This window comes from Rhizobium sp. FY34 (assembly GCF_005222845.1).
Lineage (GTDB): Bacteria > Pseudomonadota > Alphaproteobacteria > Rhizobiales > Rhizobiaceae > Neorhizobium.
On the sequence record NZ_STFZ01000008.1, the window covers coordinates 170,806 to 197,131 of the forward strand.

A 26,326-nucleotide genomic window follows, 5' to 3' on the forward strand; every position below is an offset into this window, starting at 1 on the left:
GTGAAAGAATAACCATGAGCTGGCCAATCGGCTGCGTCGTATTTCTGGCGCTGATGTTTTGTGGCATGCCCATCGCCTTTTCCATGGCGCTGGTGGGGCTTGTCGGCACTATGTCGATCATCGGCATGGCACCGGCCTTTGCGCTGCTCGGCCAGACCTTTTTCGACAATGGCCGGGAATATTCGCTCTCCGTGCTGCCGCTCTTCCTGATGATGGGCAATTTCGTCGTGCAGTCGGGCGTCGCCGATGATCTCTACAAGGCAGCCCATGCCTGGCTTCGCCACCGCAAAGGCGGGCTGGCGATCGCCACCATTCTGGCCTGTGGCGGCTTTTCCTCCGTCTGCGGCTCATCCCTGGCAACGGCTGCGACCATGGCCAAGATCGCGCTGCCTTCGATGCGCCGCTATAGCTATCCCGACAGCCTGTCGACCGCCTCGATTGCCGCTGGCGGCACGCTTGGCATTCTCATTCCACCTTCGGTGATTTTCGTTTTCTACGGCATCATCGCCCAGCAGGATATCGGCAAGCTGTTTCTCGCCGGCATCATTCCCGGCATTATCGGCATGGCGGGCTATGCGCTGGCCGTCGTCATTTCGGTGCGACTGCGCGGACTTGACCTGCCGACCGAGGAAAAACTGCCGCTGAAAGAGCGGCTCAAGGCCACACGCGGCGTGGCGGGCGCACTGGCGCTGTTCATCTTCGTCATGGGCGGCATTTATCTGGGCGTCTTCACCGCAACAGAATCGGCCGGAATGGGGGCCGCCGGCGCTATGCTGCTGACCATTCTCAAGGGCCGCTTCAGGCTGGAGGAAACCTTCCGCACGCTCTACGAGACAGCCAAGAACACCGCGATGATGTTCTTCATCCTGTTCGGCGCGCTGACTTTTACCAATTACGTCAACCTGTCGGGCATGGCAGCCGATCTACAGGGCGCGCTGTCCGGCTTTGAAAGCCCCTGGGCGATCATCTTCATCATCCTTGCCATCTATCTGGTGCTGGGCTGCCTGTTTGAAAGCCTGTCGATGATCACGCTGACGGTGCCGATCTTCTATCCCGTGGTGGCAGCTGCCGGCTTTGATCTCATCTGGTTCGGCGTCTTCGTCGTGGTGGTCACCGAAATCAGCTATATCACGCCACCCGTTGGCATGAATGCCTTCGTGCTGCGCTCAGTGGTGAAGGATGTGAAGCTCTCGACCATTTTTTCCGGCCTGATCCCCTTCGTCGCCATGGATCTGGTGCGCATCCTGCTTCTGATCTTCATTCCCGCCATGGCACTGTTCATTCCCTCGCAGATGTAATGCCGGTGCATGGCCGGCAATTGCATGTTGTGGCTCAACCGCTTAGGGTCCGGGCAAGAAGTCGGTAAGGTCTTTGGCGTCTGTACCAGCCGCCCCCTCACCCCGCCTCCGCTTTGCTCGGCGGACCTCTCCCCGCTGGGGCGAGGGGAACCGCAGGCCTTGCGGCAAATCCCCTTCTCCCCTCGGGGAGAAGGTGCCGGCAGGCGGATGAGGGGGCAGGCGCACACGCTCTGCACCCCAACCGTCACACACGGGAGACATCCATGGAGCTTCACGGCAAGCGCATCCTTCTGATCATTGCCGGCGGTATTGCCGCCTATAAAAGCCTTGATCTCATCCGTCGTTTGCGCGAACGGGGTGCGAGCGTGCGGCCCGTGATGAGCCGGGCGGCACAGGAATTCATCACGCCGCTTGCCGTGGGCGCCCTGTCTGCCAGCCATGTCTATACCGATCTGTTTTCCCGCGAAGACGAGCAGGATGTCGGCCATATCCGGCTGGCGCGCGAATGCGACCTTGTGATCGTGGCTCCCGCTACCGCCGACCTGATGGCCAAGATGGCGCATGGGCTGGCCGATGACCTGGCCAGCGCCGTGCTTCTGGCAACAGATCGCCCGGTGCTGGTGGCGCCTGCCATGAACCCGGTCATGTGGAATGCCGCGCCAACGCGCCGCAACAGCGCGGTGCTGAAGGCCGATGGCATCCACTTCATCGGCCCGATGAAAGGCGAGATGGCGGAAAGTGGCGAGGCCGGCACCGGCCGCATGGCGGAGCCGCTGGAGATTGTTGCAGCAGCCGTGACGCTCCTGTCATCACAGGACAAGCCGCTTGCCGGAAAGCGAGCCATCGTCACCTCCGGGCCGACGCATGAGCCGATCGATCCGGTGCGCTACATCGCCAACCGCTCGTCGGGAAAACAGGGCCATGCGATTGCCGCAGCCCTTGCAAAGCTTGGCGCCGAGGTGACCCTGATTTCCGGTCCGGTGACGATTGCCGATCCGGCCGGCGTCAAAACCCTGCATGTGGAGACGGCGCAGGAGATGCTCTCGGCGGTCCTGTCAGCATTGCCCGCCGATATTGCCGTGATGGTGGCCGCCGTTGCCGATTGGCGCGTCACCGCTTCGGCAGGTCAGAAGATCAAGAAGCAGCCGGGCGAGCCCCCGGCGCCGCTCTTGCTTGCAGAAAACCCGGATATCCTGAAAACCCTCGGCCATCACGCGCAGCGGCCGGCCTTCGTCGTGGGCTTTGCCGCCGAAACGCAGGATATCGAGGCCAATGGCCGGCGCAAGCTTGACGCCAAGGGGGCAGATATCATCATTGCCAATGATGTGTCGCCGGCAACCGGCATCATGGGCGGTGATCGCAACCGCGTGACGCTGATCGCCAAAGATGGCATCGCGCAATGGCCGGATCTCGGCAAGGATGAGGTGGCCATGCGGCTGGCCGAGACGATTGCGGCGCGGTTTACCAGTGTCTGACGATCATGCCGCCTTCGCCATGTCCTGCGGCACGAAGGAGAAGGTGGTAAGGCCGGCATCCGTCACCATGATGGCGCTGCCATCGGCGATCTCTACCCAGGCATCCACATCATCGTTCAGCGGTTCGGAGACGAGGCAATAGCCGGCATTGCCACCCATGGGCGCTGCATAGAGTGTCGGCGGTCTGTTGTCGGTGGCATAGCGCACCGCATAGAGCGAGGTGCCATCAGAAAAGGCGGCGGTGAAGCGCACCAGCGGACTGACCTCATGCTCGCGCGCCAGACATTCCACAGTGGCGATGGCCTTGGACATGCCGCCGATCGGATCCTGTTCCAGGCCCATCTGCAGTGCCAAAAGAAACAGCAGTTCCGAATCTGTCGTGCCGCTGCGTGCTTCGAACAGTTCATCCGACAAAAGCGCTTCCATGCGCCGGCGGATACGGTCGAAACCGGCGATCTGGCCATTGTGCATGAATGACCAATTGCGGTGAACGAAGGGATGGCAGTTGTCGCGCCGGGTGGCGCCATGCGTTGCGGCGCGCACATGTGCCAGAAACAGCGGCGAGCGGATCTGCCGGGCAAGACTGCGCAGATTGCAATCCGACCAGGCCGGCAGGATATCGCGGTAACGGCCCGGCTCCGGGTGATCGCCATACCAGGCAATGCCAAAACCATCGCCATTGGTGGCGGTCTTGGCACGACTGGCGCAATGGCTCTGCTCGATCAGCGAGTGAGCAGGGGAAGAGACCAGATCCTCGAGATACAGCGGATTACCGCGATAGGCGGCCCAACGGCACATGACTGTCCTGCTCCAAACTTTTTCCGCGCGCCCATGCGGGCCGATATATCAAAGATCGACCTAAAGAATTAAGCGATCGTTACCACGGGTTTTCCGGTCGGCAAGCGTCTTGCAAGCGCCTCATGTCGTTTTCATGACAGCTGCGGCAGGCCTGCCACGAACGGACAATCGCCACCTGCTCTTGCCTTCCGGCAAGCCCGGCCTACTTCCCGTGTCATGGACGCGACCAACACATCACGTGAGAGCAAGGCCCACTCCTTGCAGCCGGATGGGCATTTGCTGAGCCTTTTGCGGGCTGAACCACAGGCCTTCGCCCTGTTTCTCGATATAGACGGCACGCTGATCGATCTGGCAGAGACGCCGGACGCCATTGTCGTGCCGGATGATCTGGCAAAGCATCTGCAGGCGGTCTCTGGGAAACTTTCGGGCGCGCTGGCCCTGGTGACCGGCCGTGCCGTTTCCTATGCCGACAAGCTTTTTGAGCCGCTACTGCTGCCGATTGCCGGCCTGCATGGCGCCGAACGGCGCCGCGCCAACGGCCATATGGACAGCGTAGACTGCAGTGCCGATTTTGCGACCCTTAAGCGATCGCTACAGCGCGTAACCGCTGACTGGACGGGCGTTCTGATCGAGGACAAGGGGGCCGCCGTTGCCGCCCACTACCGCCAGGCGCCACAATGGCAATCATCGCTGGAGGCCGTGATGCGCTCGGCGCTGGAAGAGGCTGGCTCTGATTTTGCCCTGCAGCGCGGCAAGATGGTGTTCGAAATCCGCCCCGCCCGCGCCAGCAAGGGCGCGGCGCTCCGCGCCTTTCTGGAGGAAGAGCCCTTTGCCGGGCGCCGTCCGATCGCCATCGGCGACGACTTGACGGACGAGGCCATGTTCAAGGCGGCAAACGAACTGGGCGGCCTTTCCATTCGCATCGGCGCGCCGACGGATGAAACCGCTGCCCAGGAAACACTCGCCTCGCCCGAAGCCTTGCGCACGATCCTGAAGCAGCTCGCAACATCCTGAAGCGCCCCAACCCTGCCAGCATCCTGAAGGAGTGACCCCTTGAGCCGTCTCATCGTGATTTCCAACCGCGTCCCCATGCCGGAAAAGAACGGCACAGCGCCCGCCGGCGGTTTGGCCGTGGCGCTGCAGGCCGCGTTGGAAGAGCATGGCGGCGTCTGGATGGGCTGGTCCGGAAAATCCAGCGGCACGCGCGAACCATCGCCGCTGCACCTGACCGAGCGCGGCAACATTACCTATGCGGTGACCGATCTGACGAAGACGGATGTGGAGGAATATTACCACGGCTTTGCCAACCGGGTGCTCTGGCCCATCTGCCATTATCGGCTGGATCTGGCCGAATATGCCCGCAAGGAAATGGCCGGCTATTTCCGGGTCAACCGCTTCTTTGCCCAGCGCCTGGCACCGCTCATCAAGCCGGATGATGTCTTGTGGGTGCATGATTATCACCTGATACCGCTGGCCGCCGAACTGCGGCAGATGGGTTTCAAGAACAAGATCGGCTTTTTCCTGCACATTCCCTGGCCGCCGGCCGATGTGCTGTTTGCCATGCCGGTGCATGAGGAAATCATGCGCGGGTTGTCGCACTATGATCTCGTCGGCTTCCAGACCGATCACGATCTTGAGAATTTTCGCGGCTGTCTGGTGCGCGAAGGCTTTGGCAATGCCATTGGCGACGGGCTCTTCACCTCCAACGGGCGCACCTTCAAGGGCGATTTCTATTCGATCGGCATCGAGACGGCAGCCTTTGCCGAATATGCCCGCAAGGCTGCCAATAGCGTAATGGTGCGCAAGGCCCGCCAGAGCATGGAAAACCGCGATCTCATTATCGGCGTCGACCGGCTGGATTATTCCAAGGGCATTACCCAGCGCATCGATGCCTATGAGAGCTTCATCAACCGCAACCCGGCCTATCAGGGCAAGGTGACCTATCTGCAGATCACGCCGAAATCCCGCTCCGAAGTGCCCGAATATGAGCAGATGCAGCGCATGGTGGCCGAACAGGCGGGCCGGGTGAACGGCGCGCTGGGTGCCGTCGATTGGGTGCCGATCCGCTATATCAACCGCTCGATCGGCCGCCCCGTGCTGGCCGGCCTTTACCGGTTGGCCAAAGTCGGCCTCGTGACGCCGCTGCGCGACGGCATGAACCTGGTTGCCAAGGAATTCGTCGCCGCCCAGGACCCGAAAGATCCGGGCGTACTGGTGCTTTCGCGATTTGCCGGCGCAGCCCGTGCGCTCAAAGGTAGTCTTCTCGTCAATCCCTATGATGTGGAAGGCACCGGCAATGCCATTGCCCGCGCCATCAGTATGGGGCTGGAAGAGCGCATCGAGCGCTGGCGTGGCATGATGGATCACCTGCTGGTGCATGATGTGAAACGCTGGTGCGACGAATTCCTGGACGATCTCGTCAGCGATCAGCCACTCGAGGGACCGGAAAATTCCAGGGCGAGCCACGCACAGACCTGATCGGTTTCAGGCTTGCACTCGGCCGGTGGCAAGATCCAGTAGCCGCGATCCGGCGAGGTCAGCACCGGCCCGGTCTCCACCAGCATTCCAGCGGAAACCATCGGATCCAAGAGGCCCAGCCAACCGATCGCCAGCCCCTGTTCGGCAATGGCTGCCTGCACGACCAGCGAATAGGTATTGAAGCAAAGCTCTCCCTGGTCGGCAGACAGTTCATGGCTGGTGCCAAGCTCTCTCAGATAGCTCGCCCAATCATACCAGGGAGATGGTCCCTGAGTATCGAGATGCAGCAGTGTGGCAGCGGCAATTTCATCCGGCCTTTGCAGCGGGCCATTGGCCAGAAGAAAGCCCGGCGCGCAGACCGGCACGACGCGCTCAGGTATCAGAAGCGTCCCGACCCGTTCGAATTCCGCGCGCGTGCCGAACACCACCGCCACTTCGCCATCTTCGGGAAGCTCGTGATCCGTGCGGTGCGTCGCAACGATCTGAATATCCATATCCGGGTGGCGCTTGCGAAAGGCATGCATGCGCGGCATCAGCCAGAGTGACGAAAATGCATAGTCCGTCTTCAGCCGCACCGCCGGGCGCTGCGGCCGCTGGCGGAAACTTAGGGTCAGAGCATCGATTTCGGCCACCATGCGCGACACAGTTTCAAACAGCATCTGCCCCTGAGCCGTCAGCGTAACGCCGCGATGCTGGCGCGCCAGCAGGCTGACCTGCATCTGTTCCTCGATACGGCGGATCTGGTAGCTGACGGCGGGCTGGCTGAGACCTAAGCGTTCTGCGGCAAGCGTCAGGTTTCCGGTGCGGCCCACCTCCTGGAAAACCCGCATCCATCCCAGATCCAGCTTCGGCTCTCCCATAAAAAATCCTTTTGGCTGCCATCAAAACAATCAGGCTTCACAGACTTTATCGCGCAACGTTTCATAAACAGATCAAATAAAAAAGGGGAACCGCAATGAAAACCGCTTGCCGTACACGCCGGCTTCTGGCCAGCATCATGCTTTCCGCATTCGCCGCCTCCGGCGCCATGGCCGCAGAACCTGCCGCCTGCAAGACGATCCGCCTGTCTGATCCGGACTGGACGGATATTACCGCCACCAATGGCGTTGCCTCCGTGGTCCTTGAAGCGCTTGGCTACACAGCCGACGTCAAGACGCTCTCCGTGCCGATCGGCTACCAGTCGATGAAGAATGGCGAGATCGACGTTTTCCTCGGCAACTGGATGCCGGCCCAGAAGGCATTCGTCGACGACCTGACCAGCGCCAAGGCGATCGAGGTCGTGACGAAGAACCTGGAAGGCGCAAAGTTTACGCTGGCCGTGCCAAGCTATGTGGCCGACAAGGGTGTCAAGGATTTCGCCGATCTGCAGAAGCTGGCAGACGGCTTTGACAAGAAGATCTACGGCATCGAACCGGGCGCACCGGCCAATGCCAATATCCAGAAGATGATCGATGCCAATGATTTCGGCCTGAAGGGCTGGGAGTTGGTGGAATCGGGCGAGCAGGCCATGCTGGCGCAGGTTGAGCGCGCCGGTCGCGACAAGGGCGATATCGTGTTTCTGGCCTGGGCACCGCATCCGATGAACAGCAAGTTCAAGCTGACCTATCTTTCGGGTGGCGATGCCTATTTCGGACCCAATTTTGGCGGGGCTGAAGTCTATACGCTGGCGCGCACCGGCTGGTCGACAACCTGCCCGAATGCCGCGACACTGCTGAAGAACATGACATTCGAAATCGGCATGGAAAACGAGCTGATGGGAGCGATCCTTGGCGGTGAGGATGCAAAGGCTGCAGCCAAGACCTGGCTGAGGGCGCATCCGAAAACCATCGAGCCCTGGCTTGCCGGCGTCTCGACGCTGGATGGCAAGCCCGGCCTTGCAGCCGTCGCCAAAAGCCTCGGCCTCTAACCACATTTACGACCGCAGCAGGATAATCGCATGACCCGCCCGAACATTCTCATCCTCATGGTGGACCAGCTGAATGGCACGCTGTTTCCAGACGGGCCCGCGGATTTTCTGCATGCGCCGCATCTCAAAGCCCTGGCGAAGCGGTCCGTCCGCTTCGCCAACACCTATACGGCAAGCCCGCTTTGCGCGCCGGCGCGAGCCTCGTTCATGTCCGGCCAGCTGCCAAGCCGCACGCGCGTCTATGACAATGCAGCGGAATTTGCCTCCGATATCCCGACCTATGCCCATCATCTGCGCCGCGCCGGCTATCACACGGCATTATCAGGCAAGATGCATTTCGTCGGACCGGACCAGTTGCACGGTTTCGAGGAACGGCTGACGACAGACATCTATCCGGCCGATTTCGGCTGGACGCCGGATTATACCAAGCCCGGCGAACGGATCGACTGGTGGTATCACAACCTTGGCTCCGTGACGGGTGCGGGCGTGGCCGAGATTACCAACCAGATGGAATATGACGACGAGGTGGCCTATCACGCCTCTGCCAAGCTCTATGATCTGTCTCGCCGCAAGGACGAGCAGCCCTGGTGCCTGACCGTCAGCTTCACTCATCCGCATGATCCATATGTGGCGCGGCGCAAATACTGGGATCTGTACGAGGATTGCACGGAACTCGACCCGCCGGGGAACAATCCCGCCTTCGAGGATCTCGACCCGCACTCCAAACGCCTGCTGGAGGCCTGCGATTTTCGTGCCTTCGACATTTCGCCAGACGAGGTGCGCCGGGCGCGCCAGGGCTATTTCGCCAATATTTCCTATGTCGATGACAAGATCGGCGAACTTCTCGACGTGCTGGACCGCACCCGCATGGCAGATGACACGATTGTTCTGTTTGTCTCCGATCACGGCGACATGCTGGGCGAAAAGGGCCTGTGGTTCAAGATGTGCTTCTTTGAGGGCTCCGCCCGTGTGCCGCTGATGATTGCCGCACCGGACTGGCAGCCATTGCAGATCACACAGCCGGTCTCGACGCTGGACGTGACGCCGACGCTGGCCGGCCTTGCCGGTATCGACATCGCCTCGCTTGCCCGCTGGACGGATGGCGAGGATCTTGCGCCGCTTGCCACCGGCCGTGACGCCCGCCCTGCCGTGCCGATGGAATATGCCGCGGAAGGATCGATTGCGCCGCTCATCGGGCTTCGTGACGGGCGCTTCAAGCTGACGCTCTGCGACGTCGATCCGCCGCTGCTGTTTGATCTGAAGGCTGACCCGCATGAGGAGACAAACCTTGCAGACAGGCCCGAACATGCCGAGACACTGGCCCGCCTGACCTCGACCATGCTTGCCCGCTGGAACCTGCCGCAGTTCGATGAGGCGGTGCGCGAAAGCCAGGCACGCCGCTGGGTGGTCTATCCGGCGCTGCGCAACGGCGCCTATTTTCCATGGGACTACCAGCCGCTGCAAAAGGCATCGGAGCGCTACATGCGCAACCACATGGATTTGAATGTGCTGGAAGAAAACAAACGTTTTCCGCGCGGGGAATAGGCCCCCGCGCACAAATTCATGACGAGATCAGGCCGCCGTGGCGACCTGATATTCCTTGATGGCGACCATCTTGATGGCGGGATAACGCTCGGATTCATAGCGCAGCGAAAACGCATCCTGCGCCAGGAATACCGGATCGCCATCCAGATCGCGGGCGATATCACCGCGCTTGACGGTCAAGAATTTTTCAAGATCGGCCGGCTGATCCGAGGAGATCCAGCGGCAGACTGAAAAGCGCGACATTTCAAACGAGACCGGCAGGGTATATTCGCCCGAAAGCCTTTCTTTGAGAACATCAAGCTGCAGCGCGCCCACCACGCCGACAATGGCCGGCGAGCCATCTTCCGGCGAAAACAGTTGCACGACGCCTTCTTCGGCCATCTGCTGCAGGGCTTCCTTGAGCTTTTTCGCCTTCATCGCATCTTCCAGGCGCACGCGGCGCAGGATTTCCGGCGAAAAATTCGGCACGCCCTGGAAGACCAAAGCTTCGCCTTCCGTCAGCGTATCGCCGATGCGCAGCGTTCCGTGGTTCGGAATGCCCACCACGTCGCCGGCATAGGCCGTATCGGCAAGCTGACGCTGCGAGGCAAAGAAGAATTGCGGCGCCGTAAGCCCCATCAGCTTGCCGGTACGGGCAAGCTTTGCCTTCATGCCACGCTCCAGCTTGCCTGAGCAGATGCGGGCAAAGGCGATGCGGTCGCGGTGGTTGGGGTCCATATTCGCCTGGATCTTGAAGACAAAGGCGGTCATCTTCTCTTCCGAGGCATGCACCTTTCGCACATCCGCCACCTGGTCACGCGGCGGCGGGGCAAAATCACCCAGCGCATTGATGAGATCACGCACGCCGAAATTGCGCAAAGCCGAGCCGAAGAAGACCGGCGTCAGGTGACCTTCGAGAAAGGCCTTGCGATCGAAAGGCCGGCAGGCCTCGCGCGCCAGTTCAAGCTCGTCGATGAAGGCCGCACGCTCGTTTTCCGGCAGGTGACCGGCAACGCTCTCGGCCCCGTTCACCGGCGTCGGCTCGACCTGCGTATCGGAGCCGCGATAGGTATTGTTGGCCAGATTGTAAGATCCGCAGAAATTCTTCGAGCGCCCGACCGGCCAGGTGATGGGTGCCGTATCCAGCGCCAGCTTTTCTTCCACCTCATCAAGGATCTCGAACGTATCGCGGGCTTCGCGGTCCATCTTGTTGACGAAGGTGATGATCGGGATATCCCGCATGCGGCAAACTTCGAACAGTTTCAGCGTCCGTGGCTCGATACCCTTGGCCGCATCGATGACCATGACGGCGGCATCTACCGCCGTCAGCGTGCGATAGGTATCGTCGGCGAAGTCTTCGTGGCCCGGTGTATCGAGAATGTTGAAGACATTGCCATCGAATTCGAAGGTCATCACCGAGGTGACGACGGAAATGCCGCGCTCGCGTTCGATCTTCATCCAGTCGGAGCGCGTCTGGATACGGTCCTTCTTCGCCTTCACCTCGCCGGCAAGCTGGATGGCACCGCCGAACAGCAGCAGCTTTTCAGTCAGCGTGGTCTTACCCGCATCCGGGTGCGCGATGATCGCGAAGGTGCGGCGGCGGGAAACCGCCTCGGCAATGCTTTCGGCCATGTCTAGCAATTCCTTTGAGTTGCCGCGTATCTAGCGATTTCAGGCCGATTATGCAATTGACCGGGCAAACATGCGCGATGATCTGCGCAAGAACGAGAAAAGGACTGCACCATGCGCGACATCATCGGCCCGACCCTCAAGCTTGTCCGCCTGCCGCATGCAGGAGGGCTCGACCTGCCAGCCTATGAGACGGCAGGCGCCGCCGGCATGGATATCCGCGCCGCCATCGAGGAGCCGCTCACGCTTTGCCCCGGCGCCCGCACCCTGGTGCCGACCGGCTTCATCTTCGAAATCCCGCAGGGCTTCGAAGTGCAGGTGCGACCGCGCTCCGGCCTTGCCTTCAAGCATGGCGTAACCTGCCTCAACACGCCTGGCACCATCGACAGCGATTATCGCGGCGAGGTGAAGGTGCTGCTCGTTAACCTCGGCGAGGCCGATTTTACCATCGAGCGCGGCATGCGCATCGCCCAGCTCGTCGTCGCCCCCGTTGTGCAGGCCAGCGTCATCGAGACGACCTCGACCAGCGATACTGCCCGCGGTGTCGGCGGCTTCGGCTCGACGGGCGTCTGACATAGCTTTTCCCCCTGCCCTGCTATACCTCTGCCCTTGCTTACGCCCGGCCAGTTCATCCGCAGAGCGGATTTCTGCAGCCGCCAGAAAACCGGTTTTCATCCGGGCTCTCATGCGCTAAGCCTGCGCCAACCGGGGAGGAACCGATGACGCTGACTGCCATGATTGCCTATGCCGGTGCACTCTTCATCGCGGCTGCCATTCCTGGGCCCGGCATGACGGCGATTATCGCCCGCGCCTTGGGCTCCGGCTTTCGCCCGACCTTCTTCATGGGGCTTGGCCTTATCCTGGGTGATCTCGTCTATCTGACCGCCGTCATTCTCGGCCTTGCCATTGTTGCGCAGACCTTCCCGACGCCCTTCCTGATCATCAAATATGTCGGTGCGGCCTATCTGATCTTTATCGCCTGGAAGCTCTGGACGACCGGGCTTCTGGCGCAGGACATCAAGGCTGAACGCGCCCCGAGCCTTGGCCTGTCCTTCCTCTCCGGCCTTCTGGTGACGCTCGGCAACCCAAAGACAATGCTTTTCTACGTGGCGCTGGCACCGACGCTTCTTCCCCTCCAGGATATCGGCTTTGGCGATTATGGCGTGCTGGTCGGCATTACGTTCATGGTTCTGATGGCGGTTCTCCTTCCCTATATCCTGCTCGCCTCGCGCGCCCGCACCCTCCTCAAGAAGCCCCGCGCGCTGCAGACGCTCAATCGATCAGCCGCCAGCATCCTAGCCGGCACAGCCGTCTATATCGCTGCACGCTAAGCCCCGGCGAGCGGCACGCCCCAAACCCCTCCCCGTGGAGTTCACGCCGCCGCCGTCAGCCGCTCACCGGCAATGCGGTAGGAAATCGCCTCCGCCAGATGAATGCGCCCGACACTGTCTGAATCGTCCAGATCGGCCAGCGTGCGCGCCACTTTCAGCACCCGGTGATAACCACGCGCCGAGAACTTCAGTTTCTCCGCTGCATCGCGCAAGAGCTGCAGGCCGGGCGCATCGGGCTCGGCAAAATCCTCGATGAGAGCGGTCGAGCAGCGTGCATTGGTGCGAATGTCAGCCAAGCCCGCCTCGGCAAACCGAAGGCGCTGGCGTTCTCTCGCCCGCGCCACGCGTGCCGCCACCGTGGCACTGCTTTCGGCCGGGCGCGGCCGGATGAGATCGGCAGCCGAAACCGCCGGCACATCAATGCGGATATCAATGCGGTCCATCAGCGGCCCGGAGATGCGTCCCTGATAATCGCTCATGCAGCGCGGCCCGCGCGCGCAGGTGTGCCCCGGCTCCCCAGCCATGCCGCAGCGGCAGGGGTTCATCGCTGCCACCAGCTGGATGACGGCCGGGTAGCTAACCCGGTGATTGGCCCGCGCGATGACGCATTCGCCGGTTTCCAGCGGCTGGCGCAGCGCATCGAGAACCTGCGGCGTAAATTCGGGGAACTCGTCGAGAAACAGCACGCCATGATGGGCAAGCGAGGCCTCACCGGGCTTGGCCCGCAGGCCACCGCCGACCAGTGCCGCCATGGTGGCGGAATGATGCGGCGTGCGAAACGGCCGGCGATCCGATAGCTTGCCGCCGGAAAGCTGGCCGGCAATCGAATGGATCATCGAGACTTCCAGCAATTCGGCAGCCGAGAGCGGTGGCAGAATGGATGGCAGGCGCGCCGCCAGCATCGACTTGCCGGAACCGGGAGGACCAATCATCAGCAGATTATGGCCGCCGGCCGCTGCCACTTCCAGCGCCCGCTTGGCGCTTTCCTGCCCCTTGATATCGGCAAGATCCGGCAGATTGGCCGGGGCTGCCCGCACGGCCGGCAGCGGACGCGACAGGACCTGCGTACCGCGGAAATGATTGGCAAGCGCAATCAGGCTGCGCGGGGCGAGAATGTCGATCTCCGCGCCGGCCCAGGCGGCTTCCGCCCCACTGTCGAACGGGCAGATAACGCCCTTGCCCTGCGCATTGGCGCCAATGGCTGCCGGCAGAGCGCCGGCCACCGGCGCCAGTGTTCCATCCAGGTTCAACTCCCCCAGAACCACATAGCCGGACAGCGCATCGGCAGGGATGGCTCCCAGAGCCGCCATCAGGCCAAGTGCTATGGGAAGATCGAAATGCGAGCCTTCCTTGGGAAGATCCGCCGGCGCGAGATTGACCGTCACCCTTTTGGGCGGCAGGGCCAGTCCGGAGGCGTGCAGGGCCGCCTGCACCCGTTCGCGGCTTTCGGCCACCGCCTTGTCCGGCAGACCGACAATCTGCATGCCGAGCTTTCCCGGCCCGACCATGACCTGAACATCGACCGGCACGCCCTCGATACCCTGGAATGCAACCGTATTGACTCGCGCGACCATGCTCACCTGCCCGCCTCTCGTGTCCGCCCGTCCCCCATGGGTTGTCGGACTTCAGATCTACAATCAAGCACAGTCCAAGGTCTAAAACAAGAACATTTACCGAACGATTTCGCCTTTTTCGCGAACTATAGTGGGCTTCCGGTTGCATTTTCGGAACAAAGGAAGAGCAGAGGGGCGCCGCGGCGCCGCCTCACAGGCGCGATGGCCGGGTCAACCCCGCTTTGCTTCGATTGCATCCCACAGAAGTGCAGCCACGTCGGCGCCGCCGAACTTCTTTACTTCACGGATTCCGGTCGGCGAGGTCACGTTGATCTCGGTCATGTAATCGCCGATCACGTCGATGCCGACAAACAGGAAGCCGCGTTCACGAAGGGCCGGCCCGATGCGGGCGCAGATTTCCTTTTCGCGACCCGTCAGTTCGGTAGCCTCGGCGCGGCCGCCCACATGCATGTTGGAGCGCGCATCATGCTCTGCCGGAACGCGATTGATGGCGCCCACCGGCTCGCCGTTCACCAGCAGAATGCGCTTGTCGCCCTTGCGCACCGCCGGCAGATAGGCCTGCGCGATATAGGGTTCGCCGCGATACATCTGGGAAAACATTTCCAGAAGCGAGGTGAAGTTGCGGTCGTCGCGGGCGGAATGGAAGACGCCAGCCCCGCCATTGCCATAGAGCGGCTTCAGGATGATATCGCCGATCTCGTCACGGAAGCGGGCGATTTCCCCCGTATCGCGGGAAATCAGCGTTGCCGGCATCAGATCGGCAAATTCGGTGACGAAAATCTTTTCGGGTGAATTGCGCACCCAGGCCGGATCATTCACCACCAGTGTCTTGGGGTGCAGCCGCTCCAGCAGATGGGTGGAGGTGATATAGCCCATGTCAAACGGCGGATCCTGGCGCAGATGGATCACGTCCAGCGTCGACAGATCGATGCGCTGACGCTCGCCCAGCGTGAAATGATTGCCCTTTTCATCGCGCAGCGCCATCGGCTCGACAGCGGCGAAGATGCGGCCGTCGCGCATGCTCAGCCGGTCGGGCGTATAATGAAAGAGTTCGTAGCCGCGCGCCTGCGCCTCCAGCGCTATGGCAAACGTGCTGTCGCCGGCGATGTTGATGCTCGATACGTGGTCCATCTGGAACGCGACTGTGCGGATCTTGGCCATACCCTGTCCCTTGTCAATTTGCCTGCCTGATGTAGGACGGCGCGCCGGTGATGGCAACGGGGTCCGCCTTCGAAGACGGACCCCGGTGGGACTGGCCGGATCAGGCGTGGCTCACCTGGCGGGCGGCCTGCGGGGTTCTGGCAGCGTAGCCGTCGCCGATACGCTTTCCCGTGGCTGTCGTGAAGAAATGCAGCCGGTCTGCATCGATTGCCAGCATCAGTTCGTCGGCAATGTCCATTTCGGTGGGCAGCGAGGCAGTCAGCAACTGGTCGCCCACATGGCCATGCACCAGGCGCTGCGCCCCCAGTTCCTCGATGTAATCAAGCTTGAAGGCGAAGGCCGCTTCGCCCGGACGCGCCAGATGCAGATCTTCGGCGCGAAGCCCGACAGTGACCGGGCCGGATGCCGGCGCCTTGCCGTGCAGATCGATAAGCGCCGGGCCAATCGCCAGCTTGTCGCCATGCAGTTCGCCGGAGACGAGGTTCATCGCCGGAGAGCCGATAAAGCTTGCGACAAAGGTGGAGGCCGGTGCGTGATAGACCTCGAGCGGCGAACCGATCTGCTCGATTTCGCCGCCGTTCAGCACTACCAACCGGTCAGCCAGCGTCATGGCTTCCAGCTGGTCATGCGTGACATAGATGGAGGTCGTGCCGAGCCTGCGCTGCAACCGCTTGATTTCGCCGCGCATGGATACGCGCAGCTTGGCATCGAGGTTGGACAGCGGTTCATCGAACAGGAAGGCAGCCGGCTTGCGCACAATGGCGCGGCCCATGGCCACGCGCTGGCGCTGGCCGCCGGACAGGGCGCGCGGCTTGCGCTCCAGATAGGGGCCGATCTCCAGCATGCGGGCGGCTTCCGCCACGCGCGCCTCGATCTCGGCCTTGGGCGTGCCGCGGTTTTTCAGGCCATAGGCGAGATTCTGGTAGACGGTCATATGCGGGTAAAGCGCATAGTTCTGGAACACCATGGCGATGTCGCGCTCGGCGGGCTCCATGCGGTTGACGACGCGATTGCCGATCGACACCTCGCCCTCGGAAATCGCTTCCAGCCCGGCCACCATGCGCAGAAGCGTGGACTTGCCGCAGCCGGATGGGCCGACGAGCACGATGAACTCGCCATCGGCAATGTCGATGGAGACGGATTTCACCGCCTTCACGCCACCCGTATAGATTTTCGACACACCGGCGATTGTGATGCCAGCCATGTTACTTCTCCGTTTCTGTCAGGCCGCGGATGAACAGCCGCTGCATGAAAATGACCAAGAGGATGGGGGGCAGCATGGCCAGCACGGCACCGGCCATGACCAGCTGCCACTGGATGACGCCGTCCTGCACGGTCACCATGCGTTTCATGCCCATCATCAGCGTGTAATAGCCGGGATCGGTGGTCACGAGCATCGGCCAGAGATACTGCACCCAGCCATAGATGAAGAGGATGACGCAGAGCGCACCGATATTGGTGCGCGACAGCGGCAGGAGGATATCCCAGAAGAATTTCATCGGGCCGGCACCATCCACGCGCGCCGCCTCCAGCATTTCATCGGGCACCGTCATGAAGAACTGGCGAAACAGAAATGTGGCGGTGGCAGACGCGATCAGCGGAATGGTAAGCCCCGCCCAGGAGTTCAACATGCCGAGATCCGCAACGATCTTGTAGGTCGGCATGATGCGCACCTCGACCGGCAGCATCAGGGTCACGAAGATGATCCAGAAGGCCAGCTGGCGGAAGGGAAAGCGGAAATAGACGATGGCAAAGGCAGAAAGGATCGAAATCGTGATCTTGCCCACGGTGATGACCACCGCCATGACCAGCGAATTCAGCGCCATGTGCGAATAGTTGGGCAGCCCGTTTGCCGCAGACGCGCCAGTGAGGATCTCGCTGTAATTCTCGATGAAATGCGACCCCGGCCAGAGCGGCACAGTATTGCTCATCAGGGTTGCGACATCATGCGTGGAGGCAATGATGGCCACATAGACCGGCAGCGCCACGATGACGAAACCGAGGATCAGGAAAGCGTGGGTGAGGAAGGTCAGGAAAGGGCGGTTTTCAACCATGATCGGTCCTCAATACTGCACGCGGCGTTCGACATAACGGAACTGCACGAAGGTCAGCACCATGACGATCAGCATCAAGAGCACGGATTGCGCAGAGGAAGAGCCGATGTTGAGACCCAGATAGCCATCCTGGTAAACCTTGTAGACGAGCGTGGTCGTCGCCTGTGCCGGCCCACCCACCGTCGTTGCATCCACGATCGGAAAGGTATCGAACATCGTGTAGTTCACGTTGATGATGAACAGGAAGAAAGTGGTGGGCGACAGAAGCGGCAGGGCAATGGTGAAGAAGCGTTTGACCGGGCCGGAGCCATCAATGGCGGCCGCTTCCATCAAGGATTGCGGCACAGATTGCAGGCCTGCGAGAAAAAACAGGAAATTGTAGGAGATCTGTTTCCAGGCAGCGGCAATGATGATGAGGATCATCGCCTGCGTGCCGTTCAGATCATGATCCCAGTCGATTCCGAAGCGTTCCAGCACGAAGGGCATCAGGCCGGTCGTGCTGTTGAACAGGAACCACCAGAGCACGCCGGCAACGACCGGGGCCACGGCATAGGGCCACACAAGCAGCGTGGTGTAGATGCGTCCGGTGCGCGTCAACCGGTCTACGGCGGCGGCAAAGGCAAGCCCGAGAAGCATGGAAAGGGCGGTAACGGCAACCGCAAACACCCCGGTGCGGATGAGCGCATCGAGATAGTTCGGATCAACCAGAAGCCGCTGATAATGCAATAGCCCGACAAAGCTCGTCGACAGGCCAAAAGGGTCTTCCCGCTCGAAGGAGGATTTGACCGCCTGGCCGGCCGGCCAGATGAAGAAGACCAGCGTGATGAAAAGCTGCGGCGCCAGAAGCAGATAGGGCAGCAGGCGGTTGTTGAAGGTTGTCTTTTTCGTTTCCATAATGCCCGCCGGAAGTTGCCGAACAAACGATAAGGAGGACCGGCAGATGCCGGCCCTCCCATCATGTCAAAGGCGATCAGTTGGCGGCTTCGAATTCGCGCAGCAGCTTGTTGCCACGCTCAACGGCGCTGTCGAGAGCCTGCTTGGCGTCCTTCTTACCAGCCAGCAGCGACTGGAATTCTTCATCCACGATGGTGCGCACCTGGGTGAAGTTGCCAAAACGCAGGCCCTTGGAATTGTCCGAAGGCGTGCCGCGGGTGATCTGCTCGATGGAAATGTCCGAACCGGGGTTCTTGGCGTAGTAACCCTGGCTCTTGCCCAGATCATAGGCGGCATTGGTGATCGGCAGATAGCCGGTGAACTGGTGCCAGTCGGCCTGGACTTCCGGCTTGGACAGGTAGGAGAAGAACTTGGCGACACCCTTGTAGGTGGCCTTGTCCTTGCCGTTCAGAACCCAGAGCGTTGCGCCGCCAATGATGGAGTTCTTCGGCTGCTTGATCTCGTCGTCATAGTAAGGCAGCGGGGCAAAGCCCGGCGTGAAGGTCTTGGCATTGTTGATGACGCCTGCACGGCCAGCCGACGAGTTCATCGTGATGGCGCATTCCTGGGCGTAAAACATGGTGGCTGCCTGATCGCCGCCCACCGGGCCGCCATACTTGAAGAGGCCTTCGTCCTGCCACTTCTTCAGGTTTGCCCAATGCTTGATCTGCAGGTCGCCATTGAACTTGAACTCGGCGCTCGTGCCGCCAAAGCCGTTTGCCAGCGTGCCGAACGGCTTGTCATGCAAAGCAGACAGGTTTTCCGTCTGAACCCAGGTGATCCAGGCCGAGGTGAAACCGCATTTTGCAGCGCCGGAGGACACGATCTTCTTGGAAAACTCCTCGACTTCCTTCCAAGTCTTCGGGGCGACTTCCGGATCAAGGCCAGCCTTCTTGAAGACGTCCTTGTTGTAATACATGATCGGCGTGGAAGAATTGAAGGGCAGCGACAGGATGTTGCCGCTGGTATCGGAATAGTAACCGACGACGGGCGCCAGGAAGGACTTGGTATCGAAGGCTTCGCCTTCATCCTTCATCAGCTTGTAGACCGGATAGACGGCGCCCTTGGCGGCCATCATCGTGCCGGTGCCGACTTCGAAAACCTGTACGATGGCCGGCTGCTGGTTGGCGCGGAACGCGGCGATGGCAGCCGTCAGGGTTTCCGGATAGGTTCCCTTGTAAACCGGGACGACCTTGTATTCGCTCTGGCTTTCGTTGAACTTGGTGGCGACTTCCTCGAGCTTCTTGCCGAGTTCGCCACCCATGGCGTGCCACCAGGTGACTTCAGTCGCGGCAAACGATGCGGAGGCAGACAGGGCCAGTGCGGCAGCCGCCAGGCTAAGCTTCTTGAACATGGATCGTCCCTCTTTTCCATTGGCTTGGATGAGGGTGGATTAGCGGTCTTGTGTGACAGGTCCTTGATGGATTTATGACGTCCCGGTTACAGGAACAGCCGATATTGCACAGCCATGCATTTTCCCGTCAAAATGCATCCTGGATATGCACCGGAAAACGCCAGGGTTGCACGGCAATGATATCGTATCGCTGTGACAGGAGATGGGCATCGCGGCGGCGCGACAGCCAGAGGTCGCTTGCATCGCGAATGCGCCGCTGCGTGGCACCACCCACGGCATCCACCGCATCGGCAGAGCGGGCACGCGCTTTCACCTCGATGAAGATCACCAGATCGCGCTTACGAGCAATGATGTCGATTTCCCCCATCGGCGTGCGGTGGCGAAGGGCAAGGATGCGGTAGCCCTTGATCATCAGGAAACCGGCCGCGACATATTCGGACAACCGTCCGTAGCGCTCCGCCCTGCGCCGTCGCCTGCCTCTGTCCTCAGCCGCCATCGTCATCCTTCAACTCGATCAGCCGCTGGTAGAGATCCTTGCGTGACAGGCCGGTAAGCCGTGCCGCTTCGGCGGCCGCTTTCGTCGCCGGCATCGAAAGGGCCAGTTCGCGCAACATGATATCCACATCCAAGGCGGCCGGAATATCGTCGAAGGCGGGCGGGCCGATGACGAGAACAATCTCGCCTTTCACCATACGCTCGTCGTCGTAATAGAGCGACAGCTCGCCCAGCGTGCCGCGGCGAAATTCCTCGAATGTCTTGGTCAGTTCGCGGCATACGCAGGCGGCCCGCGCAGGTCCCAGCACGTCAGCAGCAATGCGCACCGTATCGGATATGCGATGCGGCGATTCAAAGAAGATCAGGGTTGCGGGGATTTTCGAAAGCTCCGCCAGCCGGTCGCGGCGACCTTTTTCCTTCACCGGCAGGAAGCCGGCAAACAGGAAGGCATCGGCAGGCAGGCCGGAACCGACAAGGGCCGCCAGCGGCGCCGAGGGGCCGGGGATCGGCACCACCCGGTGGCCCGCCTCAATCGCCAGCTGCCCCAGCCGATAGCCCGGATCAGAGACCAGCGGCGTGCCGGCATCAGAGACCAGCGCCACGGATTTTCCCTCCTCCAGCGCCTTGATCAGCTTTGGCCCCACCTCGTTGGCATTGTGCTCGTGATAGGCATAGGGCCTACCGGTAATGCCGAAACGGTCGAGCAGAACGCGGGTGACGCGGGTATCTTCGCAGGCCAGCACATCGGCACCCGCCAGCGTTTCCAGCGCCCGAAGCGTCATGTCGCCCAGATTGCCGATCGGCGTTGCCACCAGATAGAGCGCCGGCTCCAGCGGCCGGGCCGGCACTGCCACATTGGCAATCCGATAGGTGCGGCTCGAGGCCTTGTCGTCTTCCGTCACGATGTCATGTCGCCTTTTTTCTTGAAGTGGCCTTTATGGGGTAGCGGCGGGTATTCAGCAAGCGCGGCGGCATGGCCCAGGGCGATGTGGAACACGCATCGCCCTGTTTGGGATAGAGAAAATGTGGATAGCGAGGCCGATAGGCCAGCCGCTTGCGCGAATTGCGCCGGCCATGGACCACCACCCCTTGCCTTTTCCGTCAATTGTCTGCCATTTTGCGCGTCCACATCGTCCGACCAGCCGACGGACAAGAATAGAACAGACGGTCCCATCGTGAGGACCGGTACGGTCGAAAGCGATAGCGTCCATGCGTATTACTCTTGAGCGGTCCAACCTCCTGAAATCGCTGAACCACGTGCATCGCGTGGTCGAGCGTCGCAACACGATCCCGATCCTGTCCAACGTGTTGTTGAAGGCATCGGGCAGTGAGCTGGCGCTGAAGGCGACGGACCTTGATCTGGAGATCACCGAGGAATTGCCGGCCATGGTCGAGCAGGCTGGCGCCACCACCGTGCCCGCCCATCTTCTTTATGAAATCGTGCGCAAGCTGCCCGATGGCGCAGAAGTGCGTCTGGCCACCAATCCGGATGGCGCCGGTATGACGGTGCAGTCCGGCCGCTCGAAGTTTTCGCTGCAATGCCTGCCGGAATCGGATTTCCCGGATCTGACGGCCGGCACTTTCAGCCATAGCTTCAAGATCAAGGCGACCGATCTGAAGATGCTGATCGATCGCACCCAGTTTGCCATTTCGACGGAAGAGACGCGCTATTACCTGAACGGCATCTTCTTCCACACGATCGAGGCTGGCGGGCAGCTAAAGCTGCGCTCCGTCGCAACCGATGGCCATCGTCTTGCCCGCGCCGATATCGAAGCCCCTTCGGGCTCGGAAGGCATGCCGGGCATCATCATTCCGCGCAAGACGGTCGGCGAGCTGCAGAAGCTCATGGACAATCCGGATCTTATCGTCACGGTCGAGGTGTCTGACGCAAAGATCCGCCTTACCATCGGTCAGGTCGTCATGACATCCAAGTTGATCGACGGAACCTTCCCGGATTACCAGCGCGTCATTCCGACCGGCAATGACAAGGAAATGCGCGTCGATTGCCAAAGCTTCACCCGCGCGGTGGATCGCGTTTCGACCATTTCGTCGGAGCGTGGCCGGGCCGTCAAGCTGGCGCTGAGCGAAGGGCAGCTGCTGCTCACCGTCAACAACCCGGATTCCGGCAGTGCGACGGAAGAAGTCGCTGTCGGCTATGAGAGCGATGCCATGGAGATCGGCTTCAACGCCAAGTATCTCCTCGATATCACCGCCCAATTATCGGGCGAGGATGCCATTTTCATGCTGGCCGATGCGGGTTCGCCCACGCTGGTCAGGGATACCGCCGGCGATGATGCACTCTATGTATTGATGCCCATGCGGGTATAAAGATCAGGGATCGGTTCGCCGGTCCCTTTTTTTGCCGCATTTTAGATGCGACATTTTTTCATGAATTTGCGTCATCAGGACGCGATCACATCAGGCCATGAGCGCCGGGAGACCATGTATGGAGTTGCGTCTGAAAGAGCGGCTTGGCCGCAAATTCGATGAGGAAATCCGATTCTTCAAGGGTTGGATGGACGGACCGAAAAGTGTCGGCGCCATTTTGCCCACATCCGGCGTCACCGCCCGGCGCATGGCCAGCATCATAACGCCGCAATCCGGCCTTCCGGTTCTGGAACTGGGGCCTGGCACCGGCATCATCACCAAGGCCATTCTTCAAAAGGGCATTGCCCAGGAAAACCTGGTTTCCGTGGAATATTCCACACCCTTCTACCAGCACCTCACCAAGACATTTCCCCGTGTCAACTTCATCAATGGCGATGCCTTCGACCTGGACAAGACGCTTGGGAATTTCCGCGACCAGCAATTCGACTGCGTAATCTCCGCCATCCCGCTTTTGAGCTTTCCGATGCAGAAGCGCATCGATCTTCTGGAAGACCTGCTTGACCGCATGCCACGCGGCCGCCCGATGATGCAGATCACTTATGGTCCGATCTCACCGATCGTGGCGCGGCCCGATCGCTACCAGATCAAGCATTTTGATTTCGTCGTGCGCAATATTCCCCCGGCGCAGCTCTGGGTCTACACCCGCCCCTGACGAAGGCTGCCTGCCGATGTTTGGCGTCTACATCACCCATCCCCAGGTGAACATCGATCCCGCGGTTCCGGTTCCAGACTGGGGCCTGTCGGATGTCGGGCTGGCACGGGCACGACAGGCCGCACAGGCACCCTGGGTGCGGCGCCTCGCCCGCATCGTCTCCAGCGGCGAGACGAAGGCCGTCGAGACGGCGGCAACCCTTGCCGAGGCGGCATCGGTCACATCCGAGATCGATGAGGCCATGCATGAAAACGACCGCTCGGCGACCGGCTTCCTGCCGCCGCCGGCGTTTGAGGCAGCAGCCGACTGGTTCTTTGCCAATCCGGCAGACAGCTTTAATGGTTGGGAGCGCGCACAGGATGCGCAGGCGCGCATCGTCGAAGCCGTTTCACGCGTTCTCTGCGATCACGATCCGGCACTCCCCATCGCCTTTATTGGCCATGGCGGGGTGGGCACGCTGCTGAAATGCTACCGGAGCGGTGCGCCGATCGCGAGAGACCGCGACCAGCCGGGCGGCGGGGGCAATCTTTTCGCATTCTCGCTTGCCACCACTCTTGTCGATTGCCGCCTCACATGCGACTGGACGCCCATGGAATTCTGGCAAGGAGACAGATGATGACGCCACGCGACCGCCTGATCGTCGGGCTCGATGTTCCAACGGTTCTTGCGGCTGAAAAGCTGGTGGCCACGCTGGGCAGCGACATCTCCTTCTACAAGATCGGCTACCAGTTGGTCTTTGCCGGCGGGCTGGAATTTGCCCGTGATCTGGTGGCCGAGGGAAAACAGGTCTTTCTCGACATGAAACTGCTCGACATCGACAACACGGTGGCAAGCGGTGTGGAAAACATTGTCAAGATGGGTGTCTCCATGCTCACCCTGCATGCCTACCCCAAGGCAATGCGAGCCGCCGTTTCCGCGGCCAAGGGGTCGAACCTCTGCCTGCTCGGCGTGACGGTTCTGACCTCCATGGACGATGCCGATCTGCGCGAGGCAGGCTATGAATACGACCCGCATACGCTGGTTTTGACACGCGCCGAACAGGCGCGGGCCGCCGGCATGGGCGGCATTGTCTGCTCGGCCGAGGAATCCTCTGCCGTGCGCAAGATCGTCGGCCCGGATATGGCCGTGGTCACCCCCGGCATTCGTCCGAAAGGTTCAGACGCCGGCGACCAGAAGCGTGTCGTTACCCCGTTTGATGCGCTGAAGGCAGGCTCCAGCCATCTGGTCGTCGGGCGCCCCATCGTGAAGGCCGCCGATCCGCTTTCCGCTGCCCGCGCCATTCTGGCCGAGATGCAACAGGCAGTTTGAATTCAAAAGACACAATCAAAGAGGAGACGAGGATGGCCAAGGGATACTGGATTGCCCGGATCGATGTGAAAGACCCGGAGCGCTACAAGGATTATGTTGCTGCCGCAAAGCCGGCCTTTGACCGATACGGCGCCCTGTTTCTGGCCCGTGGCGGCCCGGCAACCGAGCTTGAAGGGACGGCCCGCGCCCGCAATGTGGTGATCGAGTTTGCCTCGGCGCAAGACGCCATCGACTGTTTCCATTCGCCCGAATATCAGATCGCAGCAAAGATCCGCCAAGAGGCGGCAGATGGCGAACTCGTCGTCGTTGAAGGCGCTTGAGGCCACCAGCCGATCCACACGGTTGTCATTTCTCAATTTTGCCCGCGATTTTGCCGATGTCTGATGTCGCAGCGCAGCGGCTAAGACTTCACCTCGGGCAAGGATTGGGCTAGAGACAGTAGATATCGACCCTTCCAGGCTTTCGGAGCATCCCCATGACCCTGTCCAACATTCCGCCGCTCGTCACAGTGTTCGGGGGCTCTGGCTTTGTCGGCCGGCATGTGGTTCGGGCGCTGGCAAAGCGCGGTTACCGGATTCGCGTCGCCGTGCGCCGTCCGGATCTAGCCGGCTTCCTGCGTCCGCTCGGCTATGTTGGCCAGATCCAATTGGTGCAGGCCAATCTGCGTTACCGCAACTCGATCGATCAGGCCGTCGCCGGCTCGTCCTTCGTCGTCAACTGTGTCGGCATTCTGTTTGAAAGCGGCAAGAACTCGTTCGACAGCGTGCAGGAATTCGGCGCCAAGGCCGTGGCCGAAGCCGCCAAGGCGGCAGGCGCCAAGCTTACCCATATTTCGGCCCTCGGTGCCGATGCCAAGTCTGATTCTACCTATGCCGCCAGCAAGGGCCGCGCGGAAGACGCCATTCTGTCGCTGCTGCCGGATGCGGTGATCCTGCGCCCGTCGATCATCTTCGGGCCGGAAGACAATTTCTTCAACAAGTTTGCCGATATGGCACGCACAATGCCGTTCCTCCCGCTGATCGGCGGCGGCCACACCAAGTTCCAGCCGGTCTTTGTCGAAGACGTTGCGGAAGCTGTCGGCCGCTCCGTGGATGGCAAGGCAAAGCCCGGCGCAATCTACGAGCTGGGCGGCGCGGAAGTGCTGACCTTCAAGCAGTGTCTCGAAGAGGTTCTGCGGGTGACCTATCGCAAGCGCGCCTTCGTCTCGCTGCCTTTCGGCATTGCCTCGCTGATTGGTCGCATTGCCGCCAAAGTGCCACTCATCACGCCGCCGCTCACCGGCGACCAGGTGACGCTGCTAAAGAAGGACAATGTCGTCTCGGAGACGGCAAAGAGGGAAGGCCGCACGCTGGAAGGCCTCGGCATCAGCCCGACACTCGTGTCATCGATCCTGGCTTCCTATCTGGTGCAGTACCGCGTTCAGGGCCAGTTCACCAAGAGCGGCAAGGCTGCCTGATCTTTTCTGATCCCTTGCGATATCGCCGATGTGACAGGCAGGGCCACGCCCCGCCTGTCTTCACATTTCCTAATGTGACACAAAAGACGCAGTCATCCACAGGTTGCCGTTAACGCCCGGTTCAGCAAGATGCTCTATTGAATTATAGGGCGTCGGCTCGTAAACCGCAGCCTCCTCATTTTACACTGTTGGCACCGTGAATCCTATTTCATCTCCCGAAAGGCACTCCTCCATGGGCAAGTCCATCGCACTGTTTTTTGCGTGTGCGGCATTGGTTATTCTTGCAGGCTCCTTCATGGCGCCGAGCACGGTTGCAGCAAACAAGGGCGCCTGCGCGCCGGCCTATGGCGTCGATCCGTGCAGCACCGGTTCTATCCACAAGGATGTTCTGCGCTAATTACAATTGGGGACAGGGCCAGAGCTTTAGGGTCTGTGGGGATTCACAAATCAGCGCGAATGTGATTCACGCTTTGGATGGATCGTTTTGTACTGACAGACGCCCAATGGGCGAA

At 61.0% G+C, this 26,326-nt stretch carries 26 protein-coding genes; 15 read left to right on the forward strand and 11 right to left on the reverse strand.

The genetic code is table 11. The annotated features are described in order from the left end of the window. Nucleotides 1-14: 14 nt before the first annotated feature. Both E8M77_RS07020 and coaBC read left to right on the forward strand, forming a co-directional pair. Nucleotides 15-1,298, forward strand: a complete 1,284-nt coding sequence (locus E8M77_RS07020) for a TRAP transporter large permease (protein WP_137129909.1) — start codon at nt 15-17, stop codon at nt 1,296-1,298. Between the two features lie 263 nt (nt 1,299-1,561). Next, on the forward strand, nt 1,562-2,773 hold the full coding sequence (coaBC, locus tag E8M77_RS07025) for a bifunctional phosphopantothenoylcysteine decarboxylase/phosphopantothenate--cysteine ligase CoaBC (protein ID WP_137129910.1): 1,212 nt from the start codon (nt 1,562-1,564) through the stop codon (nt 2,771-2,773). Nucleotides 2,774-2,776: 3 nt separating this feature from the next. On the opposite strand, the gene E8M77_RS07030 is transcribed toward coaBC, so the two are convergent. Then, nucleotides 2,777-3,571 carry a class II glutamine amidotransferase gene (locus E8M77_RS07030; RefSeq protein WP_137129911.1) on the reverse strand — a complete coding sequence of 265 codons (795 nt, stop codon included), beginning with the start codon at nt 3,569-3,571 and terminating at the stop codon, nt 2,777-2,779. A 276-nt stretch (nt 3,572-3,847) separates the two neighbouring features. Between E8M77_RS07030 and otsB the strand changes: the two genes are divergently transcribed. Together otsB and otsA are read left to right on the forward strand one after the other, a co-directional pair. After that, nucleotides 3,848-4,585 carry a trehalose-phosphatase gene (otsB, locus tag E8M77_RS07035; RefSeq protein ID WP_246659159.1) on the forward strand — a complete coding sequence of 246 codons (738 nt, stop codon included), beginning with the start codon at nt 3,848-3,850 and terminating at the stop codon, nt 4,583-4,585. A 39-nt stretch (nt 4,586-4,624) separates the two neighbouring features. Further along, the gene (otsA, locus tag E8M77_RS07040) at nt 4,625-6,049 is read left to right on the forward strand and encodes an alpha,alpha-trehalose-phosphate synthase (UDP-forming) (protein WP_137129913.1); all 1,425 of its coding nucleotides are present in this window, start codon (nt 4,625-4,627) and stop codon (nt 6,047-6,049) included. On the opposite strand, the gene E8M77_RS07045 is transcribed toward otsA, so the two are convergent. Then, on the reverse strand, nt 5,998-6,909 hold the full coding sequence (locus tag E8M77_RS07045; protein ID WP_137129914.1) for a LysR family transcriptional regulator: 912 nt from the start codon (nt 6,907-6,909) through the stop codon (nt 5,998-6,000). The genes otsA and E8M77_RS07045 overlap by 52 nt on opposite strands. A 95-nt stretch (nt 6,910-7,004) precedes the next feature. Here E8M77_RS07045 and E8M77_RS07050 point away from each other — a divergent pair, with 95 nt between their 5' ends. Both E8M77_RS07050 and betC read left to right on the forward strand, forming a co-directional pair. Further along, entirely contained in the window at nt 7,005-7,955 is a 951-nt protein-coding gene (locus E8M77_RS07050; RefSeq protein ID WP_137129915.1) for a choline ABC transporter substrate-binding protein, read from the forward strand. A 30-nt stretch (nt 7,956-7,985) separates the two neighbouring features. Continuing rightward, nucleotides 7,986-9,500: a choline-sulfatase gene (gene betC / locus E8M77_RS07055; RefSeq protein WP_137129916.1), complete on the forward strand. Its 1,515-nt coding sequence runs from the start codon at nt 7,986-7,988 to the stop codon at nt 9,498-9,500. A 27-nt stretch (nt 9,501-9,527) separates the two neighbouring features. Here the strand turns inward: betC and E8M77_RS07060 are convergent, their stop codons facing one another. Beyond that, the gene (locus tag E8M77_RS07060) at nt 9,528-11,111 is read right to left on the reverse strand and encodes a peptide chain release factor 3 (RefSeq protein ID WP_137129917.1); all 1,584 of its coding nucleotides are present in this window, start codon (nt 11,109-11,111) and stop codon (nt 9,528-9,530) included. Nucleotides 11,112-11,222: 111 nt separating this feature from the next. On the opposite strand from E8M77_RS07060, the gene dut reads away from it, so the two are divergent. Continuing rightward, nucleotides 11,223-11,681, forward strand: coding sequence for a dUTP diphosphatase (gene dut / locus E8M77_RS07065; RefSeq protein ID WP_137129918.1), 459 nt, complete (start codon nt 11,223-11,225; stop codon nt 11,679-11,681). A 146-nt stretch (nt 11,682-11,827) separates the two neighbouring features. Further along, nucleotides 11,828-12,439: a LysE family translocator gene (locus tag E8M77_RS07070; protein ID WP_137129919.1), complete on the forward strand. Its 612-nt coding sequence runs from the start codon at nt 11,828-11,830 to the stop codon at nt 12,437-12,439. A gap of 41 nt (nt 12,440-12,480) precedes the next feature. Here E8M77_RS07070 and E8M77_RS07075 read toward each other — a convergent pair whose 3' ends face one another. The 8 genes from E8M77_RS07075 to rsmI form a co-directional block, all read right to left on the reverse strand. Beyond that, on the reverse strand, nt 12,481-14,013 hold the full coding sequence (locus E8M77_RS07075; protein ID WP_137129920.1) for a YifB family Mg chelatase-like AAA ATPase: 1,533 nt from the start codon (nt 14,011-14,013) through the stop codon (nt 12,481-12,483). Between the two features lie 210 nt (nt 14,014-14,223). Then, complete coding sequence (gene gshB / locus E8M77_RS07080) at nt 14,224-15,174, reverse strand: glutathione synthase (RefSeq protein ID WP_137129921.1); 951 nt, start codon at nt 15,172-15,174, stop codon at nt 14,224-14,226. Nucleotides 15,175-15,274: 100 nt separating this feature from the next. Then, nucleotides 15,275-16,378, reverse strand: coding sequence for a sn-glycerol-3-phosphate import ATP-binding protein UgpC (locus E8M77_RS07085; protein ID WP_137129922.1), 1,104 nt, complete (start codon nt 16,376-16,378; stop codon nt 15,275-15,277). 1 nt (nt 16,379) lies between these two features. Continuing rightward, nucleotides 16,380-17,228: a sn-glycerol-3-phosphate ABC transporter permease UgpE gene (gene ugpE, locus E8M77_RS07090; RefSeq protein ID WP_137129923.1), complete on the reverse strand. Its 849-nt coding sequence runs from the start codon at nt 17,226-17,228 to the stop codon at nt 16,380-16,382. Nucleotides 17,229-17,237: 9 nt separating this feature from the next. Next, complete coding sequence (gene ugpA / locus E8M77_RS07095) at nt 17,238-18,122, reverse strand: sn-glycerol-3-phosphate ABC transporter permease UgpA (protein ID WP_137129924.1); 885 nt, start codon at nt 18,120-18,122, stop codon at nt 17,238-17,240. 76 nt (nt 18,123-18,198) lie between these two features. Beyond that, entirely contained in the window at nt 18,199-19,515 is a 1,317-nt protein-coding gene (ugpB, locus tag E8M77_RS07100) for a sn-glycerol-3-phosphate ABC transporter substrate-binding protein UgpB (RefSeq protein WP_137129925.1), read from the reverse strand. Between the two features lie 127 nt (nt 19,516-19,642). Next, nucleotides 19,643-20,011 (reverse strand): YraN family protein, encoded by a 369-nt coding sequence (locus E8M77_RS07105; RefSeq protein WP_137129926.1) that lies wholly within the window; start codon nt 20,009-20,011, stop codon nt 19,643-19,645. Next, nucleotides 20,001-20,912 carry a 16S rRNA (cytidine(1402)-2'-O)-methyltransferase gene (gene rsmI / locus E8M77_RS07110; protein WP_137129927.1) on the reverse strand — a complete coding sequence of 304 codons (912 nt, stop codon included), beginning with the start codon at nt 20,910-20,912 and terminating at the stop codon, nt 20,001-20,003. Before rsmI ends, E8M77_RS07105 begins: the two co-directional genes overlap by 11 nt. 307 nt (nt 20,913-21,219) lie before the next feature. Between rsmI and dnaN the strand changes: the two genes are divergently transcribed. The 7 genes from dnaN (at nt 21,220) to E8M77_RS23850 (ending at nt 26,211) form a co-directional block, all read left to right on the forward strand. After that, the gene (gene dnaN / locus E8M77_RS07115; RefSeq protein WP_137129928.1) at nt 21,220-22,338 is read left to right on the forward strand and encodes a DNA polymerase III subunit beta; all 1,119 of its coding nucleotides are present in this window, start codon (nt 21,220-21,222) and stop codon (nt 22,336-22,338) included. 118 nt (nt 22,339-22,456) lie between these two features. Beyond that, a complete protein-coding gene (pmtA, locus tag E8M77_RS07120; protein ID WP_137129929.1) occupies nt 22,457-23,050 on the forward strand; it encodes a phospholipid N-methyltransferase PmtA in 594 nt (197 codons plus the stop codon). A 16-nt stretch (nt 23,051-23,066) separates the two neighbouring features. Then, entirely contained in the window at nt 23,067-23,666 is a 600-nt protein-coding gene (locus E8M77_RS07125) for a histidine phosphatase family protein (protein WP_137129930.1), read from the forward strand. Next, nucleotides 23,666-24,358 (forward strand): orotidine-5'-phosphate decarboxylase, encoded by a 693-nt coding sequence (gene pyrF / locus E8M77_RS07130; protein WP_137129931.1) that lies wholly within the window; start codon nt 23,666-23,668, stop codon nt 24,356-24,358. The genes E8M77_RS07125 and pyrF overlap by 1 nt, the downstream gene beginning before the upstream one ends. 32 nt (nt 24,359-24,390) lie before the next feature. Continuing rightward, nucleotides 24,391-24,678, forward strand: a complete 288-nt coding sequence (locus E8M77_RS07135) for a DUF1330 domain-containing protein (protein WP_137129932.1) — start codon at nt 24,391-24,393, stop codon at nt 24,676-24,678. A gap of 155 nt (nt 24,679-24,833) precedes the next feature. Beyond that, complete coding sequence (locus tag E8M77_RS07140; protein ID WP_137129933.1) at nt 24,834-25,814, forward strand: complex I NDUFA9 subunit family protein; 981 nt, start codon at nt 24,834-24,836, stop codon at nt 25,812-25,814. 232 nt (nt 25,815-26,046) lie between these two features. Further along, nucleotides 26,047-26,211, forward strand: coding sequence for a hypothetical protein (locus E8M77_RS23850; protein WP_170975773.1), 165 nt, complete (start codon nt 26,047-26,049; stop codon nt 26,209-26,211). Nucleotides 26,212-26,326 lie beyond the last annotated feature (115 nt).

Bases quoted from the DNA above. Each gene is read 5' to 3' on its own strand.
- E8M77_RS07020 (WP_137129909.1), top strand. From the start codon at position 15: ATGAGCTGGCCAATCGGCTGCGTCGTATTTCTGGCGCTGATGTTTTGT.
- coaBC (WP_137129910.1), top strand. From the start codon at position 1,562: ATGGAGCTTCACGGCAAGCGCATCCTTCTGATCATTGCCGGCGGTATT.
- E8M77_RS07030 (WP_137129911.1), bottom strand. From the start codon at position 3,571: ATGTGCCGTTGGGCCGCCTATCGCGGTAATCCGCTGTATCTCGAGGAT.
- E8M77_RS07045 (WP_137129914.1), bottom strand. From the start codon at position 6,909: ATGGGAGAGCCGAAGCTGGATCTGGGATGGATGCGGGTTTTCCAGGAG.
- E8M77_RS07050 (WP_137129915.1), top strand. From the start codon at position 7,005: ATGAAAACCGCTTGCCGTACACGCCGGCTTCTGGCCAGCATCATGCTT.
- betC (WP_137129916.1), top strand. From the start codon at position 7,986: ATGACCCGCCCGAACATTCTCATCCTCATGGTGGACCAGCTGAATGGC.
- E8M77_RS07060 (WP_137129917.1), bottom strand. From the start codon at position 11,111: ATGGCCGAAAGCATTGCCGAGGCGGTTTCCCGCCGCCGCACCTTCGCG.
- dut (WP_137129918.1), top strand. From the start codon at position 11,223: ATGCGCGACATCATCGGCCCGACCCTCAAGCTTGTCCGCCTGCCGCAT.
- E8M77_RS07070 (WP_137129919.1), top strand. From the start codon at position 11,828: ATGACGCTGACTGCCATGATTGCCTATGCCGGTGCACTCTTCATCGCG.
- E8M77_RS07075 (WP_137129920.1), bottom strand. From the start codon at position 14,013: ATGGTCGCGCGAGTCAATACGGTTGCATTCCAGGGTATCGAGGGCGTG.
- gshB (WP_137129921.1), bottom strand. From the start codon at position 15,174: ATGGCCAAGATCCGCACAGTCGCGTTCCAGATGGACCACGTATCGAGC.
- E8M77_RS07085 (WP_137129922.1), bottom strand. From the start codon at position 16,378: ATGGCTGGCATCACAATCGCCGGTGTGTCGAAAATCTATACGGGTGGC.
- ugpE (WP_137129923.1), bottom strand. From the start codon at position 17,228: ATGGTTGAAAACCGCCCTTTCCTGACCTTCCTCACCCACGCTTTCCTG.
- ugpA (WP_137129924.1), bottom strand. From the start codon at position 18,122: ATGGAAACGAAAAAGACAACCTTCAACAACCGCCTGCTGCCCTATCTG.
- ugpB (WP_137129925.1), bottom strand. From the start codon at position 19,515: ATGTTCAAGAAGCTTAGCCTGGCGGCTGCCGCACTGGCCCTGTCTGCC.
- E8M77_RS07105 (WP_137129926.1), bottom strand. From the start codon at position 20,011: ATGGCGGCTGAGGACAGAGGCAGGCGACGGCGCAGGGCGGAGCGCTAC.
- dnaN (WP_137129928.1), top strand. From the start codon at position 21,220: ATGCGTATTACTCTTGAGCGGTCCAACCTCCTGAAATCGCTGAACCAC.
- pmtA (WP_137129929.1), top strand. From the start codon at position 22,457: ATGGAGTTGCGTCTGAAAGAGCGGCTTGGCCGCAAATTCGATGAGGAA.
- E8M77_RS07125 (WP_137129930.1), top strand. From the start codon at position 23,067: ATGTTTGGCGTCTACATCACCCATCCCCAGGTGAACATCGATCCCGCG.
- pyrF (WP_137129931.1), top strand. From the start codon at position 23,666: ATGACGCCACGCGACCGCCTGATCGTCGGGCTCGATGTTCCAACGGTT.
- E8M77_RS07135 (WP_137129932.1), top strand. From the start codon at position 24,391: ATGGCCAAGGGATACTGGATTGCCCGGATCGATGTGAAAGACCCGGAG.
- E8M77_RS07140 (WP_137129933.1), top strand. From the start codon at position 24,834: ATGACCCTGTCCAACATTCCGCCGCTCGTCACAGTGTTCGGGGGCTCT.
- E8M77_RS23850 (WP_170975773.1), top strand. From the start codon at position 26,047: ATGGGCAAGTCCATCGCACTGTTTTTTGCGTGTGCGGCATTGGTTATT.